At 67.2% G+C, this 15,818-nt stretch carries 16 protein-coding genes and 1 tRNA gene; 9 read left to right on the plus strand and 8 right to left on the minus strand.

The annotated features are described in order from the left end of the window. Positions 1–287: 287 nt before the first annotated feature. From AC0KXF_RS14685 to AC0KXF_RS14695, 3 genes are all read left to right on the plus strand, one after another. Positions 288–752 carry a hypothetical protein gene (locus tag AC0KXF_RS14685; RefSeq protein WP_473109882.1) on the plus strand — a complete coding sequence of 155 codons (465 nt, stop codon included), beginning with the start codon at positions 288–290 and terminating at the stop codon, positions 750–752. Positions 753–880: 128 nt separating this feature from the next. Continuing rightward, positions 881–955: transfer RNA gene (locus AC0KXF_RS14690), tRNA-Gln, on the plus strand. A gap of 106 nt (positions 956–1,061) precedes the next feature. Then, on the plus strand, positions 1,062–1,514 hold the full coding sequence (locus tag AC0KXF_RS14695; RefSeq protein WP_473109883.1) for an SIP domain-containing protein: 453 nt from the start codon (positions 1,062–1,064) through the stop codon (positions 1,512–1,514). A gap of 64 nt (positions 1,515–1,578) precedes the next feature. Here AC0KXF_RS14695 and AC0KXF_RS14700 read toward each other — a convergent pair whose 3' ends face one another. Further along, a complete protein-coding gene (locus AC0KXF_RS14700) occupies positions 1,579–2,070 on the minus strand; it encodes a Dps family protein (RefSeq protein WP_473109884.1) in 492 nt (163 codons plus the stop codon). A gap of 280 nt (positions 2,071–2,350) precedes the next feature. Between AC0KXF_RS14700 and AC0KXF_RS14705 the strand changes: the two genes are divergently transcribed. Together AC0KXF_RS14705 and AC0KXF_RS14710 are read left to right on the plus strand one after the other, a co-directional pair. Continuing rightward, positions 2,351–2,680: a YciI family protein gene (locus AC0KXF_RS14705; RefSeq protein WP_473109885.1), complete on the plus strand. Its 330-nt coding sequence runs from the start codon at positions 2,351–2,353 to the stop codon at positions 2,678–2,680. Positions 2,681–2,756: 76 nt separating this feature from the next. Next, positions 2,757–3,134: an SIMPL domain-containing protein gene (locus tag AC0KXF_RS14710; RefSeq protein ID WP_473109886.1), complete on the plus strand. Its 378-nt coding sequence runs from the start codon at positions 2,757–2,759 to the stop codon at positions 3,132–3,134. Positions 3,135–3,153: 19 nt separating this feature from the next. Here the strand turns inward: AC0KXF_RS14710 and AC0KXF_RS14715 are convergent, their stop codons facing one another. After that, positions 3,154–3,492: a DUF4342 domain-containing protein gene (locus AC0KXF_RS14715; protein ID WP_473109887.1), complete on the minus strand. Its 339-nt coding sequence runs from the start codon at positions 3,490–3,492 to the stop codon at positions 3,154–3,156. A 150-nt stretch (positions 3,493–3,642) separates the two neighbouring features. Between AC0KXF_RS14715 and AC0KXF_RS14720 the strand changes: the two genes are divergently transcribed. Beyond that, positions 3,643–4,722 carry an AI-2E family transporter gene (locus AC0KXF_RS14720; protein ID WP_473109888.1) on the plus strand — a complete coding sequence of 360 codons (1,080 nt, stop codon included), beginning with the start codon at positions 3,643–3,645 and terminating at the stop codon, positions 4,720–4,722. 124 nt (positions 4,723–4,846) lie between these two features. Then, entirely contained in the window at positions 4,847–5,773 is a 927-nt protein-coding gene (locus AC0KXF_RS14725; protein WP_473109889.1) for a class II glutamine amidotransferase, read from the plus strand. Here the strand turns inward: AC0KXF_RS14725 and AC0KXF_RS14730 are convergent. Next, positions 5,743–7,149 carry an LLM class flavin-dependent oxidoreductase gene (locus AC0KXF_RS14730; protein WP_473109897.1) on the minus strand — a complete coding sequence of 469 codons (1,407 nt, stop codon included), beginning with the start codon at positions 7,147–7,149 and terminating at the stop codon, positions 5,743–5,745. The two genes, AC0KXF_RS14725 and AC0KXF_RS14730, sit on opposite strands and share 31 nt — an antisense overlap. Before the next feature lie 219 nt (positions 7,150–7,368). Beyond that, a complete protein-coding gene (locus AC0KXF_RS14735) occupies positions 7,369–8,241 on the minus strand; it encodes a hypothetical protein (RefSeq protein WP_473109890.1) in 873 nt (290 codons plus the stop codon). 79 nt (positions 8,242–8,320) lie between these two features. On the opposite strand from AC0KXF_RS14735, the gene AC0KXF_RS14740 reads away from it, so the two are divergent. Continuing rightward, complete coding sequence (locus AC0KXF_RS14740; protein WP_473109891.1) at positions 8,321–8,902, plus strand: DUF488 domain-containing protein; 582 nt, start codon at positions 8,321–8,323, stop codon at positions 8,900–8,902. A 37-nt stretch (positions 8,903–8,939) separates the two neighbouring features. On the opposite strand, the gene AC0KXF_RS14745 is transcribed toward AC0KXF_RS14740, so the two are convergent. Together AC0KXF_RS14745 and AC0KXF_RS14750 are read right to left on the minus strand one after the other, a co-directional pair. After that, entirely contained in the window at positions 8,940–9,665 is a 726-nt protein-coding gene (locus AC0KXF_RS14745) for an esterase/lipase family protein (protein WP_473109892.1), read from the minus strand. A gap of 28 nt (positions 9,666–9,693) precedes the next feature. Next, positions 9,694–12,171, minus strand: a complete 2,478-nt coding sequence (locus AC0KXF_RS14750; protein WP_473109893.1) for an ATP-dependent DNA ligase — start codon at positions 12,169–12,171, stop codon at positions 9,694–9,696. Between the two features lie 69 nt (positions 12,172–12,240). Here AC0KXF_RS14750 and ku point away from each other — a divergent pair, with 69 nt between their 5' ends. After that, positions 12,241–13,140, plus strand: a complete 900-nt coding sequence (ku, locus tag AC0KXF_RS14755; RefSeq protein WP_473109894.1) for a non-homologous end joining protein Ku — start codon at positions 12,241–12,243, stop codon at positions 13,138–13,140. A 47-nt stretch (positions 13,141–13,187) separates the two neighbouring features. On the opposite strand, the gene AC0KXF_RS14760 is transcribed toward ku, so the two are convergent. Continuing rightward, positions 13,188–14,669 carry a hypothetical protein gene (locus AC0KXF_RS14760; RefSeq protein ID WP_473109895.1) on the minus strand — a complete coding sequence of 494 codons (1,482 nt, stop codon included), beginning with the start codon at positions 14,667–14,669 and terminating at the stop codon, positions 13,188–13,190. Next, entirely contained in the window at positions 14,666–15,649 is a 984-nt protein-coding gene (locus AC0KXF_RS14765) for a hypothetical protein (protein ID WP_473110108.1), read from the minus strand. The genes AC0KXF_RS14760 and AC0KXF_RS14765 overlap by 4 nt, the downstream gene beginning before the upstream one ends. Positions 15,650–15,818 lie beyond the last annotated feature (169 nt).

Genomic DNA, 15,818 nt, shown 5'->3' on the forward strand with positions numbered 1-15,818 from the left:
TTTCCGTGTACGCCGCTGACTCCCCATACCCCTGCTCCTCACAATTCAGGGTGTTCACACGACCCCCTGAACCCGCCCTCGGGATCCACCCGCCTGAAACGCGATCTCCTACCTGGGGTGAGGTTGGGGCGCGCAATGTGAGCCTTTTGTTGCGAGGGGTGCAGCCGGTAGGGAGCCTGAGGCAGAAGTTCGCTCACAATCGGCGCGGTCAGGGTTCGCTGGATGAGTTCTCCACAGATTCGCGGATCTGCACTCTGGGGAGGTCGCCCAGCGTCCAAGCTGGGCACATGGCATACGACAAACTCGAACCCGAAGACCCGCGCCTTGCTCGCGACCGCGTGCTGGCGACCGACGCAGACCTGCAGGAGGTGATCGAGCTTCTGCTGCAGACTGCGAATCAGCGCCAGGTCTGGCTCTTCATGCTCGACGAGCAGCAGCGACTCGCCGGCCCCCTGATGCCGATGGACGGCTACCCCGAGACTCCCGACGAGTTGGTGGGCACCGATGATCTCGGCCTCGTCTCGTTCCCCCGAGTGTTCGTCGAGCGTGCGGGCGTGATCTGCGAGGCGGTCGGCGGCAGTGCGATCGTGCTGGTCTGGGAGCGTCGTGGGCCCGAGAAGTTCACGGCGGACGACCGCGCCTGGGCTCGAGCGCTCGCGCATGAGGCGGGCGAGCACGGGCCGCGGCTGCGCGCCCAGTTCGTGCTGCACAGCACCGGACTGCGACAGATCACTCCAGACGACTATGCGTGACGCTCGTCGGGGCGGCACGCGCTGAAAAGCGCGCCCGGGCGGCGTGAGGTGCTGATTTGGACTTCCTCAGCCCGATCGGGTAAAGTTATCTCTCGGTGCTGATCTCCTCGGAGTTCAGATTTCCGCCTTGGGATATGGTGTAATTGGCAACACTACGGTTTCTGGTACCGTCATTCTAGGTTCGAGTCCTGGTATCCCAGCCACAGGAAACCCCGGCTCAGGCCGGGGTTTTCGCGTACACCGGGTACGATTGCTCGGCAGAGTCTGAGAATTCGTCAGATGAAGCGTGAAATTACGTACAATGAACGTGTGAGCGCCACTGACCACGCCGACGAGAACAGCACGTCGGACTTCATCTTCATCTGCCCGAGCTACCTCGAGTGCGTGCTCGCGGCAGGTGACGCGAGCGACATCGAATCCCTGCGCGACTGGTGCGCGGACCTCCCGCGCAAGAGCTACGGGCGCGTGTTCATCGAGGTCGAGTCGGCGGAGCAGATCCAGCCCCTTGCCGCGCCTCCCGGAGTCGGGATCACCTGGCTCGTGCAGGAGTCGCGCGCGGCGCTGACGGGCGAGCTGCTCATGAACGCCGTCGAAGCCTGGCTCGACGAGTGGGTGCGCGGCGACCCGCTGAGCGGCCGCTACGTGCACCTGTGGACCGGCGCCCGCGACAGCCGCGAGGTCACCGACCAGTGGGGCCGCATCCGGTCCGAACTCGCCGAGATCTGGACCGCCGCGGTCGAGTACCGCGAGCAGCGGGCGTAGCACTCGCGCGGCGGATCCGGGTCAGGAAGCCGTCCCGATCCGGACCCGCGCACGTCGACCCGGCTCACACCGTCAGGTGCGAGGCGAGGAACCAGCGATCCTTGTCGAGCTGCTGCGCCAGCGCGATCACGATGTCCTGGCTCGTGGGGTCGATCTCTTCGAGCCCCGAGATCGCGGCGTAGATCGTGACGAGTGCTGCGTCGAGCTGCGACACGACGTCGCGGATCGTGTCGTCCGACTGCTGGAATCCCTGCTTCGACTCGGGCAGGCTGGCCTTCTTCGCGACGGTGCCGATGCGGGCGTCGACAGGCAGGCCGAGGGCGACGATGCGCTCCGCGACCTCGTCTGCGCCGTCCTGCGCATGTTCGACGACCTCGTCCAGGAACTCGTGCACGCCGATGAAGTTCGCTCCGCGCACGTGCCAGTGCGCCTGCTTGCCGTCGACCGCCAGCGCGACGAGGTCGCGCACCACGGGCGCGAGGTAGTGCTCGACTCCCGCGGCTCGGTCGACATCCTGCTTCGCCACGACGACTGACTGCTTCTTGGTCTGAACCATGATGATGCTCGCCCCTTACGTTCATCCTGTCGGACTGTTCCGTTCCGATGCTGTCTACTGTGACCCGGATCGGTGCGATCCGCAAGCAAGGCAAGACAAGCCTTATCGCCCGGTGAACCACGGGATGTGGCAGCGGGCAGGAGCAACCGAGGGGCGCGATCACGTGGGGCCCGATCGCGCTGATCGTCACGGGTCGGCGGCGATCCGGATCCTGCTCGCCCCTAGCCCTCACGCAGCTGCCGGTTGACAATGGGGAAGACAGGGAGGAAGCGAGAGGATCATGGCCACATTCATCACGATCGGGTACGGGGATCAGGCCGGATACGACGGCACCGATCCCGAGGTCCGCAACCGCGCCCACGAGCACGATGCGGTGCTGCGCAGTCGAGGCGTCGTCATGGGCGTCGCCGGGGCGCCTGTGCAGGTGCGCAATCACGACGGCGCCGGGGTCCGCACGACCGGCGGCGCGTTCCTGCGGTCCGAGCTGCCCATCGCGGGATTCGCGATCATCGAGGCGAGCAGCCTGGAGGATGCGATCGAGATGGTCTCGGAGACGCCGTGCGCCGTCGCACAGGGCGTTGTCGAGGTGTGGCCCCTCGAGGTGCCCTGATCCCGATCCGGCAATCGTCCCGGGCGGAGGCCGTGCCGACGGATGCGCGGGCCTCGGCCACTGCTAGCGTGATGCCATGACGACGATCCACGCCACCGGCACGGCCGAGACGCACGTGCTCGCCGAACGCGCCACGATCACCGCGCTCGTCACTGAGCTCGCCGAGGCCCGGGTGACCACCGACGTCGACTGGTCCCTCACCGAGAACACCCGCCGCGTCTACGAGCGCCGCATGCGCAAGGCCGCCGTCGAATCGGCGCGCGAGACCGCGAACGACTACGCCGAGGCGCTCGGCCAGCGCATCGAGAGCGTCGTGAGCATCTCGGATACGCCCGTGGGCGGGGGAGCGCCCGCGGCGTTCGCGCGATCCGCCGCAGCCGCCGGGGCGTCCGAGGTGACCGTCGCCGAGATCACCGTGAGTGCGACCGTGAGCGGGGTGAACGAGGCGGAGTGAGAGGCGGGGCTCTGCCCGGCTACTCCGTAACCTCCGACACGTCGGGCTTCGACCCGCTCTCGTCATCCTCCTCGTCTGCTTTCGGCCGCTCCACACCGATCGTGACGCTGGTGGCGAGCGCGGCGACAGCACCGACCGCGACGAGGATCGGGGCGAGTACGGCGCTCGCGGCGGTGACGGCGACGCCCGCGGTCAGCGGGATCTCGAAGATCGTCTCGCCGTTCTCCCGTTTGATGTAGAGCCTGCGAGCGTTGCCCTCCTCGATGATCTCGCGCACCTTGGCCATGAGCTCGTCACCCCTGACCTTGAATTCTTCGTACCAGTCGCTGCTGCCGGTGTTGCCGCTGTTCTCGGTCATGAGGGTTCCCTTCTCGATGATGCGTGGTCGCAGTGTACGGAAGCAACCACAGTATGCGCTGAACTGCTTCCGGCCCGCACGGTGGAGTGGTGCATGCCGAGCCGGGCCGCCCTCGCCTGAGTACAGCGCGTCGCCGCATACAATCGGGAGATGGCGAATAGTCGAGCTGCAGCCACACCGGGCCTCGCACCATCCCTCAGGGTGCTGCTGAGTCTCGCCGCCGCCGTGATCGTGCTGGTGGGCATGTCCCTCGGCCGCGAGCTCATCGGCCCGCTGGCCGTAGCAGCTGTCATCGTGATCATCTGCAACCCGATGCGTCGGCCGCTCGAGCGGCTGGGACTGCCGAGCTGGATCGCGACGACGGCTGTGATCCTGCTCTCCTGGGCGGTGCTCCTCGTTCTCGCGCTGATGCTCGCCTACGCCGGCGTCGAATTCGCGAACCTCGTCGTCGACTACTACGACGAGCTGCGGCAGACGGTGCAGAACGTGCACGCCCTGCTCACGGAACTCGGCCTCGAGACCCAGATCGTGCAGACCGTCACCTCGATATTCACGCCCTCGAACATCGTGCAGCTGATCTCGCAGTTCGGATCGGGCACGCTGGCCGTGCTGACCGCCCTGTTCTTCATCTTCGCCTACGCGATCTTCATGTCGGCCGACGCGAGTCGCTTCGGCCGTGCTGCGCGGGAGTTCGGATCCTCCGCGCGATCCGGCATCCGCCGCGTTGCCGTGTTCAACAGCAGCGTGCGCCGCTACTACGTGGTGAACGCGGTGTTCGGCCTCATCGTCGCGGTCATCGACGGTCTCGCCCTGTGGTGGCTCGGCATCCCCGCGCCGATCGTGTGGGCGATCCTCGCGTTCGTCACCAACTTCGTGCCCAACATTGGCTTCGTGCTCGGCGTCGTACCGCCGATGATCCTCGCGCTCGTGGTGAGCGGCTGGCCCATGATGATCGGCGTGGCCGTGATCTACTCGGTCGTCAACGTCGTTCTGCAGGTGCTCGTGCAGCCGAAGTTCGTGAGCGACGCGGTCAACCTGTCTCTGACGCTCAGCTTCTTCTCGGTGCTGTTCTGGACCTTCATCATCGGGCCGCTCGGCGCGATCCTCTCGATTCCGCTCACCCTGCTGGTGCGGGCGCTGATCCTCGAGGGCGACCCAGGTGCGACCTGGCTGCGCTGGCTGTCGGGCGACGACACCGCGGTGCCTGCGGCGGTCGAGCGGAAACGCTGAGGGTCGGAAACACTGACGCGCGGGGAGGTCGAGGCTGAAAGTCAGAGGTCTCCGCCCCTTTCCGCGCTCCCGCTTTCCGAGTAGCCTCGGAACGTGCCGGAGCGGTCTCGCGAAGGGGGAACTCATGTGCCGATGGCTCGCGTATCTGGGGTCGGCGATCCCGCTCGAGGACGTGCTCGTGCGGCCCGATCACTCGCTCATCGACAAGAGCCTGCTCGCGCGCGATCTGTACCTGCCCGGTGATCCGAGGGCGTCGCAGTTCCGGCGGAACGCCTTCCCGACGAACGGCGACGGGTTCGGGATCGCCTGGCGCGGCCGGACCGGCGCCCTGGGGCAGTACCGCCAGATCGACCCTGCCTGGGGCAGCCGGAATCTGCGGCACCTCGCAGCCCAGATCGAATCGGGCTGCTTCCTCGCGCACGTGCGGGCCGCGCCCGGCGGCACGATCGCCGAGCAGAACTGCCACCCGTTCGTGCACGACGGGTGGATGTTCCAGCACAACGGAGAGATCCACGGCTTCTCGTCGCTGAAGCGCGAGCTGACTTTCGCGGTCGACGCGGAGCTCTACCCGTCGATCCTCGGCAATTCCGACTCCGAGGTGTGCTTCTATCTCGCACTGAGCTACGGGCTGCGCGAGGATCCGGTTGCGGCCCTGAGCCGCATGGTCGGGCGTGTGGAGCGCGCCCGGCGCGAGAACGGGGTGACCGAGCCGTTCCGCGCGACGATCTGCGCCTCGGACGGTTCGCGGCTCGTCGTGCTGCGGTGGGTGAGCCCCGACGCGCCGGATGCTGCGGCGCCGACGCTGTTCCACTCGGCGGGTGCTACGGTGCTGCGCACCGTCGACGGCGCGGAGGATCGGCTGCCGGCGGACGCGCAGCTGGTCGTCTCCGAGCCCCTCGAACTGCACTGGAGCAGTCGCACCTGGGCGGAGGTGCCCGTGGGTACCATCGGGGTGTTCCGTCGCGGCGAGGCGCCCGAGTTCACGGCTCTCGCCCCCGACGGCCCTCAGCCCGACGGCCCTCAGCCGCGGGGCCGGCCCGTGCCCGCGTAGTCGTCGATCGTCGAGAGCGGCCCGCCGACGCGGTAGCGCGATCCTCGGTGATCGGCGGGCAGCCGGTCGCCGGCGCCGAAGAGTTTCTGGCGCAGCGTTCCGGGCGCGTACTCGGTGGGGTATGCGCCGCGGCGCTGCAACTCGGGCACAACGTGCTCGACCACGTCCTCGAAGGTGCCGGGCGTGATCGCGTAGGCGAGGTTGAAGCCGTCGACGCCGGTCTCCGCGACGATCTGCTGCAACTGGTCGGCCACCGTCGATCCCGAACCCACGACCGTGGCGCCGAGGCCCGCGATCCCGTTCCACTCCACCATGTCGCGCACGGTCCACGTCCGCCCCTCGGGATTGTCGGCCTGGAACGCGGCCACCGTCGACTGGATCGCGTTGCTCCGCACGTTGCCGAGCGGCTCGTCGAGCTCGTGCTGCGAGAGGTCGACGCCCATCCACCCCGACAGGAACGTGAGAGCGCCCTCGGCGCTGACGTACGACAGGTACTCGCGGTGCTTCGCCTCGGCGAGCTCGTCGGTCTCGTCGGTGATGATCGTGAGCAGCAGGTAGATCTTGGCGGCGTCGGGGGAGCGGCCGGCCTCGACGAGGGCGGCGCGGATCGCGTCGACGCTCTGCTTCGCGACCGTCTTCGTGGGCGAGGCGATGAAGATGGCCTCCGCGTTCTGCGCGGCGAAGCGGATGCCGCGCGGCGAGGCGCCGGCCTGGAAGACGAGCGGGGTGCGCTGCGGGGAGGGTTCGGAGAGGTGGATCCCGGGCACCTTGAAGTGCGTGCCGTGGTGGCCGATGTGGTGCACCTTGTCGGGCTCGGTGAACACCCCGCGCTCGCGATCCCGAACCACCGCGTCGTCCTCCCAGGAGCCCTCGAGCAGCTTGTAGATCACCTCGAGGTACTCGTCGGCGTGGTCGTAGCGCTGGTCGTGCTCGAGCTGGTCGTCCTGACCCAGGTTGCGCGCGGCTGAGGGCAGGTAGCCGGTCACCACGTTCCAGCCCACCCGTCCCTTGGTGAGGTGGTCGAGCGTCGAGAGGCGGCGCGCGAACGGCACCGGGTGCTCGAACGCGGTGCCCGCCGTGATCCCGAAGCCCACGTGCTCGGTGACCGCCGCCATCACCGCGGCCAGCTGCACCGGATCGTTCACGGGCACCTGCGCGCCGTTGCGGATCGCCGCGATGTCGTTACCGCCGTACACGTCGTAGGTGCCGAGCACGTCGGCTATGAAGATGCTGTCGAACAGGCCGCGCTCGGCGATGCGCGCGAGGTTCGTCCAGTACTCGATGTCCTTGTATCGCCACGCCTGGTCGTCGGGGTGACGCCACAGCCCCGAACTCTGATGCGCGACGCAGTTCATGTCGAAGGCGTTGAACCTGATCTGCCGGGGCGGCGCTGCGGGCGCTGCTGATTCGGCGGGCGCGGCTGATGCTGCGGTTGCTGCGGACACGGGGGCTCCTTCGGATTCGAGGATCGCCGCGTTCGCGGCGCGTTGCCGAGAAAGCTATCCGCGATCGGGGCCCGGGTCACCCTCTGTAACACTCTGTTGCGCGAGATGACGCAGTGTTACGGGGCCGCCAGTGCGCTGCAGCGGACCGGCTCAGGCTGCCTGGACCGGCAGGAAGTCGTCCGCGTCGAGGCCGCCCGTCGGGGACACGAAGATGCGCTTCGTATTGCCGGGGTGGACGGGATCGAACAGGAGCGGGCGATGCTCGCCGACGACCGGCACTTCGCGCGGCGGAAGCAGCAGGGGGCATTTCACCCAGCGGCTGTTCCCCGCCGAGTCCTCGAACTTCAGGGTTACTGCGGTGGCCGCCCGCGACGCCTCCACCGAAACCGGCGGCGACTTCACCACCTTGGCTTCGACGAGCGAGCCGCTGCGCAGCAGCTCCGCCGCGAGATCGGAGTTGCGGGCGCGGTGCTTGCCCGAGACGAAGCGCATGATCAGACTCGCGATCCCGAGCAGAGCCAAGCCCCCTGGCAGCCACCACTGCGCGGAATAGAGGATCCACGCGCCGATGCCCCACTGCTCGTTCTCGTGGAAGACGGGGTCGATCGCGGTGCCGACGGCGTCGGGAACGGTCCACATGGTCGTCGCGATCCAGGTTCCCAGCGCGAGCCCGAGCAGTACCAGCGTGAGGGGCCCGACGAACGCGAAGTAGGTGGAGCGGCCCGTATAGCGGTGATTCCACTTCGAATACTGACCGAAGCACAGCATGCTCGCGATGATGCCGAACGGGATCGCGAGCGCCCGCACCGCGACCGGCACCCCCGCCGACTCCCAGTCGCTGAACACGCTGTTGAGCGCCATGATGCGCATCTGATCGAAGATGCCGCCGATCCCGAACCCCAGAATCGCAATCGCGAGAAATCCGCAGAATCCGTAGATCAGTGTCGCGGTGCGAGCGGAGGCCGACCCCTTGAAGTCGGCGGTCTTGCGGCGTTCGGACTCCAGAGGGTCGGTGAGACTCATGGATTCGAGTCTATCGAGGGCCCGGGCGGCCCACGGCGTACCTCGCTAGGGTGAGGTGAGAGGCGGAAGGGGGATCCTCATGGCCCATGAATTCTCGGTCGGGGATCGAGTATCCCGGCGCCCGGAGGCCGGTCCGCCGCTCTTCACCGTGGGGCACTCGAACCGCGAGCTCGACGAGTTCATCGGCCTGCTCGAGCAGAGTTCGATCGAGGCGGTCGTCGACGTGCGCAAGCTGCCCGGGTCCCGGCGCTACCCCTGGTTCGACGCCCCCGCGCTCGAAGCCGCACTGGCCGAGCGCGGGATCGGGTTCACGCGGATCGAGGCACTGACCGGCCGCCGCCCGGTGAGCCGGGAAGTGCCGTTCGAGGTGAACGGGTGGTGGGAGAACCGCAGCTTCCACAACTACGCCGACCACGCGCTGTCCGAGGGGTTCCGCGACGCGCTGGCCGAGCTGAGGAGCGTCGGATCGCAGCGGCGCACCGCCGTGATGTGCTCGGAGGCCGTGTGGTGGCGATGCCACCGCAGGATCATCGCGGATCACCTGCTCGCCGCGGGCAACGAGGTGCGGCACATCCTCGGCCCCGGCCAGGTGAAACCCGCCGAGCTGAGCGCCGGTGCGGTGATCGGGGCAGATGGCAAGGTCACCTATCCGATGGGGTAGTCGCGGCCCCTGCCAGGGGCGGCAAGGGGCGCACACCCTAAGGGCGGGCGTTGGTAGGGCGCGCGGGGAGGCCATTGCTCGAGGCGCTCGCCGCCGCCCGCCGTACCTCCGCGATCGCGCGAGGGTGGGCGAGGATGCGGAAGTGCCCGCCTGTCTCGATGCGCACGTTGCGCGCGCCGGCGAGCTCGCTGCCCTCGGGGATATGCGGGTCGAAGCGGGGATAGACCGAGACGATGCGGGTGTTCACCTCGAGCGAGGCGGCGAGGCGCGCCAGCGTCGTGTTGTCGGGCGAGAAGGATCGCAGCGTGGCTCCGAGCAGGAAGCGCGCGTAGCGGGATCCGCCGAACGGGGTCGAGATCGCGACCATGCGGCTGACGCGCCGGGCCGACGCCCCGAACGACATGACCTGCTTGCCGATCAGGCCGCCCTTGCTGTGCGCGACGATCACCACGCCGCCGAGGTCATGGGCCTCGAGGTACTCGTCGACGAGTCGCGCCCCCTCGGGCACGGGCATGCGGTTGCTGCGCAGCGGATCCACCACGTGCACCGGATGGCCGCGGCCGTGCAGATCGCGGATCAGCGGCAGCATGAAGCGCCAGGGCTCGTAGACGCCGGGGATGACGAGGATCGGGGCGCGCCCGCTCCCGGCGGCGGGCTCGGCGAACGCCCGTGGATCCGCCCGCGAGAAGAACGCGCGTGCCTGCCACCACCCCGCGTAGAGGTAGTCCGCGATCCACCATCCCGCCTGCCGTACGAGTCTCATGAGCAGCCCCCGCTCTCCACCCTATGCGTCATTCGCGGGAGCCCGTGGCGAGATCCTCGGGGCGCTTGTCGGGCCGCCATCCCCGCCACACGGCCTGCCGGAAGCTGCCGCTCGCGGTGCGCGCCTTCGACTCGACCTCGCCCACCAGCTCCGGCCGCACCCAGTGCGCGTCGCGTCCCACCTCGCGGGGCACCTCGGCTGCGGGCTCGTCGCACTCGAGCGGCGCGAGGCGGTCGCGGATCGCGCGCCGATCCCTCGCCGAGAACCCGGTGCCCACGCGCCCCGCGTATCGCCAGGCGCCGTCCCGCCAGTCCGCGAGCAGCAGCGACGCGAGACCGCGGGCGTCGGCGGTGCTCTCGCGCCAGCCGATCACCACGGCCTCCTCGGTATTGATGAGCGGGAACTTGAGCCAGTCTCCGGAGCGCACCCCCGACCGGTAGGGGCTCGTCCAGCGCTTCGCCATGACACCCTCGAGGTGCAGGCCACGGCTCGTCTCCGCCGCATCGCGCGCCTCCCCGGCGAAGACGTCGGGCAGGGCGACCGGCACGTCGGCGTCATCCTCGACGAGCGCCTCGAGCAGCTCGCGGCGCTGCCGGTAGGGGAGCGCGCGGCAGTCCTGCCCGTTGATGCTCAGCACGTCGAACACGAGGTACGAGGCCGGAGCCTCCCGGCGCGCCTGCGCCACGTCGGCGCGATTCGTCAGCCCGAAGCGGCGCTGCAGCCGGCCGAAGCTCGGCGCACCGTCGGGCCCGAGCGCGATGATCTCGCCGTCGAGCACCGCCTCCTCGCCGTTCACCACCGTGGGCAGATCCGCGAACTCGGGGTACGACGCGGTGAGGTCGCCGTCGGAGCGGCTGCGCAGCGTGCAGCGCTCGCCGTCGACGAAGGCGAGCGCGCGGATGCCGTCCCACTTCATCTCGAACGCCCACTCGCGCTCGTCGAGGCGGTCGAATTCGGCGGGGGCGCCGCGCTCGGAGAGCATGGGCCGCATGGCGGGGGCCCGTGCCGCGGGCTCGTCGCTCATGAGGTGGATCATCCACCGCGGCTTCCCACCGGCCTCGCCCGCCTGGAACAGCGCGTAGCGGCGCGGCCCGCCGAGCCCGCCACCCGGGCGACCGGTGAGCCGCACGATCACCTCGTCGTCGCGCCACTTCTCGAGCTCGTAGGTGCCGGCGTCCCAGATCTCGACGTCGCCGGCGCCGTACTCGCCCTTCGGGATGACACCCTCGAAGTGCCGGTACGACATCGGGTGATCCTCCGTGGGCACGGCGAGATGGTTCACCTTCGGGTCGGTCGGCACACCCTTCGGGAGCGCCCAGCTGACGAGCACACCCTCGTGCTCGAGGCGGAAGTCGAAGTGCAGCCGGCGCGCTTCGTGGCGCTGGATCACGAAGACGGGCTCGGTTCGTCGGGAGCCCTCCGAGTCGGGATCGTCGGTGTCGGCCCTGGCGTTCGAACCCTTCGAGCCCTTCGAGACTTTCGCGCCTCCCGAGCCCTTCGGGCCCTTCGAGCCGCTCGCCGCGGGCACCGGTTCCGGGGTGCGCGTCGGGTCGCGCTTCGCCCGGTAGACGGCCAGGCGTTCCGACACCGCGTGCGCGTCCGATAACTCCGCCAGTTCCGCGAGCGGATCGCCTCGCTTCGCAACCCGGTCGAGCACCTCGTGGAATTCGAGCTGCCGCAGGTGGGGCGACGCGAGCTCCCGCCAGGTGCGCGGGGCGGCCACCGTGGGCGCGATCCTGCCCCTCAACGAGTACGGTGCGACGGTGGTCTTCGCGGCGTTGTTCTGGCTCCAGTCGATGAACACGCGGCCCGGGCGCAGCGCGCGCTTCATCGAGCTCGTGATGTCGTCGGGGTGGTCGGCCTCGAGCGAGCGGGCCAGTTCGTGCGCCACGGCCGACGCCTGGTCGGAGCTCTGGGTGCCGTCGAGCGCGGCGTAGAGGTGGATGCCCTTGCTGCCGCTCGTCACAGGGATCGACGGCAGCCCCATGTCGCGCAGGATGTCGCGCACCAGGAATGCGACCCGCGCGCACTCGCGCAGCGTCACGCCGTCGCCGGGGTCGAGGTCGAACACGAGGCGATCCGGATTCCGCGGTTCGCCCGCTGCATCGAAGCGCCACTGCGGCACGTGGATCTCGAGCGCGGCGAGCTGCGCGAGCCAGACCAGCGTCGCCTCGTCATTGACGAGCGGGTAGTGGTTGACATGATCCTTGTGCTGGATGCGGCCCGTGCGCACCCAATCGGGGGCGGAATCGCCGATGTCTTTCTGGAAGAACACGTCGCCGCGGCCGTCGTCGCCCACGCCGTCGGGCCAGCGCTTGCGCGTTGCGGGCCGGTCGCGGCAGTGCGGCAGCATCGTCGGCGCGATCGCGCCGTAATAGCCGATCACGTCTCCCTTGGTGGTTCCGGTCGAGGAATAGAGCACCTTGTTGAGGTTCGAGACGCGGATGCGGCGCCCGCCGACCTCGACCGTCTGCTGCTTGCGATCCCTGTGTGCTGTGCGGGCCATACTTACATGATCGTCGGCGGATCGCGCAAGCAGTAGACCTTTGACAGTCTCGCGAGTTGTACTGTACGTATGAGAGCGATCTGGAGCGGAGCGATCACCTTCGGGCTCGTCAACGTGCCCGTCAAGCTCTACAGTGCCACCGAGGACCACGACGTCGAGCTGCACCAGGTGCACGACAAGGACGGCGGGAGGATCCGGTACCAGCGGCGCTGCGAGGTCTGCGGCGAGGTGGTCGAGTACGCCCACATCGACAAGGCCTACGCCGATGAGGACGACACGATCGTGCTCACGAAAGAGGAGATCGCGTCGATTCCGCAGGAGCGCGATCGCGAGATCTCAGTGGTGGAGTTCGTGCCGTCGGATCAGATCGACCCGATGCTGTTCGAACGCAGTTACTATCTGGAGCCGACCGGCAAGACGACGAAGGCGTACGTCCTGCTGCGGCGCACGCTCGAGAAGACCGACCGCACCGCGATCGTCGAGTTCGCGCTGCGGCAGAAGACGCGGCTCGCCGCGCTGCGAGTGCGCGGCGACGTGCTGTTGCTACAGACGCTGCTGTGGCCCGATGAGATTCGGGACGCGTCGTTTTCTGCGTTGGAGAAGCGGGTGCGGATCTCGGCTAAGGAACTGCAGCTGTCGGCATCGCTGGTGAAGAGCTTCTCGGGCGATTTCGACCCGGCGGCGTTCAAGGACGAGTACCAGGAGGAGCTGCGCGAGCTGATCGAGGCGAAGCGGCGGGCCGGGGAGGCGCTCGACACAGAGGAGACGTTCGGTTCTGATACGGACTCCGGCGGAGCCGGTGGCGGCTCTGGGGATTCCGGCGATGCTGAGGTGATCGACCTCATGGCGGCGCTCAAGCAGAGCGTGCAGAAGTCGCGCGCCGCGAAGAAGAAGGGGCGCGGGCGGGGGAGCAGTGGCGGTTCACGTGCGGGATCGGGGTCGGCGCGCCGCAGCAAGAAAGGGGCGTAGAAGGCTCGTTCTCCTGCTCCGATCTAGCTTGAATTCGTAGTCTGTGATTATCCGAGAAAGTAATTGAGCGCCTTCTCCTCGGTGTCTAGCACTTCGTCGGCAGCGACGCCGAGTTCCAGCGCGAGCTCTGCCGAGCCGAGAAGGGCAGCCTCGATGTCCGGGGAGAATGCGCGCCCGAGCACTTCGATGTAATCCGACATCATGGTGTCAAGGCGATCGATGACCTCCTGATAGTCATCAGCGAGCTGCTCATCGAGAATGCGTTGCTCTTCGAGGTAGCGCTCGATGAGCTCAGCCTCGCGTTTCGAGAGAGAACTCGAAACCGCACGGTACATGAGCAGCCCAATGGTGTTGCCGATCACGGCTCCGATGACCGGCACCGGGATAAACGCCTGCCCGATGAATGATGAGAGTGCGCTCACCGCGGCTTCCAGTGAGACGAACTCGGCGTTCTCGAGGAACTCCTGTTCATCGATCTCGCCGCTGCGGAGCTTGTTCGCCTGTTCCGCGATACCGAAGGCTGCAGTAACGATCGCGCCCGCGGCAGCAGCCGAGGTGGCGGTGAAGTTGGTGAACGTGTAGATGCTGAGGCCGCGTACGCCGCCCTTGGTGAAGCCTATGCTTGCCTCACCGGTGATCTCCCGCCAGTCGTCGCTGTTGAACTCGCCGAGTTTCTTGCCTGTGCGCCGCTTCGCAACCACGGCCATAACGAAGGCAGTGCCGCCTTCGATTCCCGCCGCGGCGAGTGTAGCCTGTCTGCCCTGTTTCAATGACGGTTTACTCGCCTGATAGGCGGAGTCGCGCTGGGCCTCGTTGGTTTCGACGAGAGAATCCTTCTGAGCCTCCATGGTTGCTCGATAGGCTCCACGCTGCACCTCGCTGTAGGCAAAGCTTGACGGTTCGAGCGACTCAAACGGAACTGAGCCATTCGCGAAGAAAGCTTGGACCTGCTGCCATTCCGTCAACGATGGGCCGTCGCCAGCGCGCGCGAGGAGTTTTCCGGCATCCTCACGGGGCATAAAGTAGAGTTCGCGGACCATCTCGTAGTGGTCCCTCGGGATCTGGTACTTGTGGCCGCTCGCGATGAAGTCGGGGTACTTCTGTAGATGCTCTGCAATCGCGCCCAAGCCGAATTTGTTGCCTGCAGCGTAGAACTTCTGCTGGATCGCGACTCCATCTCGCATGAGGTCGAACGGTCCGTTGTCGTTCACCCACTGATAGACCTTGTCCTCGCCGAGAACCTGGCTCCGCGCATTGCCGATCCCGGTCTCTGCCACCTCGGCGATAAAGCCGTGTAGCCCCTTCGTCCCGCCCCGATTGCTCTCGACCAGCTTCTTGATTTCGGTGATCGTCTCTTCGACGCTGAAAAGTGCCTCGCGGAGGTTTACGTCTTGCTGGCGAAGAGCCGCTAGCAGGCTGTCTAGCCGTAGTTGGTTGAGGTAGTTCACCCACGCGGCGACCGCCTGCTCCTGGTTGCTCTTCGCAGTCTTCGCGGTGACGCCCGCTGCGTTCTTCGTTGTGTCGCTCAATCGTTGGCCTCCTGGTCGATGAGGTGGCTCAGTTGGGCCGCGCAGGCCTTCGTATTATTTACCAGAGTGATGAGTTGTGATTGCTGCGCTTTGGAGAGCACCATGAAGTCAGCGTTGAAGAACGGCAGCGCTTCGCTATAGCTCTTCGTCACCATCTCGCGGAGGGAGGTCGTGCGCTGGAGGAGATCGTTAATCTGCGCGTCCATGATCTTCGCGAGTGCCGTGTTCTGCTTCACAGCTGTAAGCGCCTCCTGTTTTGCCTCGCGGGTCTCGAACTTCTTCTTGGCGAACAGCGCGACCGAGGCGAGGAGCGTCGCGCCAGCTACTGTCCAACCGATGGGACCCGCCATCGCAAGCAGTGCGCTGCCTGCGGCAGCACCACCACCTCCGACCGCGAGAGTTCCGCCGCCCAGCCAGGCGAGGGCAGCGTTGGTCGCAGCGGCTCCTGAGAGCGCGGAGATCGCTGTGCCGGTCGACGCCGTGCCAAAGGTGGTTGCGGCCCAGAGCGCTGCCGAGGGAGCCAAACTCGCAACTGCAGCACCGGCAGCGAAGCCGGCTCCTGCTCCGGCGGCTGATTTGCGGGCAGCTTCGAGGTCCGTGCGTGCGAACTCCTCGGCCGCCAAGAAACGTGCCTTGTTCATCTCGATCTCATCGAAATCCTTCTCGAACGACTTCGGGGTGTTCGCGACACTGTTCACCAGCAACTCGACATGCTCGATCAGGTCGCTGCAGCGCTCGCGCTGCCTGAGCAGTGTGAGGCCCTTGTCGTTCATCGAGGTAAATGCGGCGTTGTAGTCAGCGATGGCCTGTTCATAGGAGTTCGCATTCCTTGTGGTGAACTTCTCGATCGTGCCACTAGCGAGATCCTTCGTTGAACCCACGAGGTCGTCGGCTTGCTCAGCGATTGCTGCGGATGTATCGCGTGCGAGCCTGCCGATGCCGTCGGCAGCCTTGCCGAGGCTGGCCTTGGCTTTATCCATACCTTTTAGTTCGACCATCGTGATCTCCCGTTTCGCGGTTGAATCCTTTTGCGGAGAGACTATCGAGCACCTGTGACATTGAGAACGTCTCGGGTCAAGTCCCGGGTGGTGGTGTAACGGTTGGTCCTTCGTGGTGATGGGGTCAGGCGCTGAGCTCGAGAACGGTATC

This window comes from Leucobacter holotrichiae (assembly GCF_055791005.1).

Bases quoted from the DNA above. Each gene is read 5' to 3' on its own strand.
- AC0KXF_RS14740 (WP_473109891.1), top strand. From the start codon at position 8,321: ATGGCCCATGAATTCTCGGTCGGGGATCGAGTATCCCGGCGCCCGGAG.
- AC0KXF_RS14710 (WP_473109886.1), top strand. From the start codon at position 2,757: ATGACGACGATCCACGCCACCGGCACGGCCGAGACGCACGTGCTCGCC.
- AC0KXF_RS14765 (WP_473110108.1), bottom strand. From the start codon at position 15,649: ATGGATAAAGCCAAGGCCAGCCTCGGCAAGGCTGCCGACGGCATCGGC.
- AC0KXF_RS14735 (WP_473109890.1), bottom strand. From the start codon at position 8,241: ATGAGTCTCACCGACCCTCTGGAGTCCGAACGCCGCAAGACCGCCGAC.
- AC0KXF_RS14685 (WP_473109882.1), top strand. From the start codon at position 288: ATGGCATACGACAAACTCGAACCCGAAGACCCGCGCCTTGCTCGCGAC.
- AC0KXF_RS14720 (WP_473109888.1), top strand. From the start codon at position 3,643: ATGGCGAATAGTCGAGCTGCAGCCACACCGGGCCTCGCACCATCCCTC.
- AC0KXF_RS14750 (WP_473109893.1), bottom strand. From the start codon at position 12,171: ATGGCCCGCACAGCACACAGGGATCGCAAGCAGCAGACGGTCGAGGTC.
- AC0KXF_RS14700 (WP_473109884.1), bottom strand. From the start codon at position 2,070: ATGGTTCAGACCAAGAAGCAGTCAGTCGTCGTGGCGAAGCAGGATGTC.
- ku (WP_473109894.1), top strand. From the start codon at position 12,241: ATGAGAGCGATCTGGAGCGGAGCGATCACCTTCGGGCTCGTCAACGTG.
- AC0KXF_RS14725 (WP_473109889.1), top strand. From the start codon at position 4,847: ATGTGCCGATGGCTCGCGTATCTGGGGTCGGCGATCCCGCTCGAGGAC.
- AC0KXF_RS14715 (WP_473109887.1), bottom strand. From the start codon at position 3,492: ATGACCGAGAACAGCGGCAACACCGGCAGCAGCGACTGGTACGAAGAA.
- AC0KXF_RS14705 (WP_473109885.1), top strand. From the start codon at position 2,351: ATGGCCACATTCATCACGATCGGGTACGGGGATCAGGCCGGATACGAC.
- AC0KXF_RS14745 (WP_473109892.1), bottom strand. From the start codon at position 9,665: ATGAGACTCGTACGGCAGGCGGGATGGTGGATCGCGGACTACCTCTAC.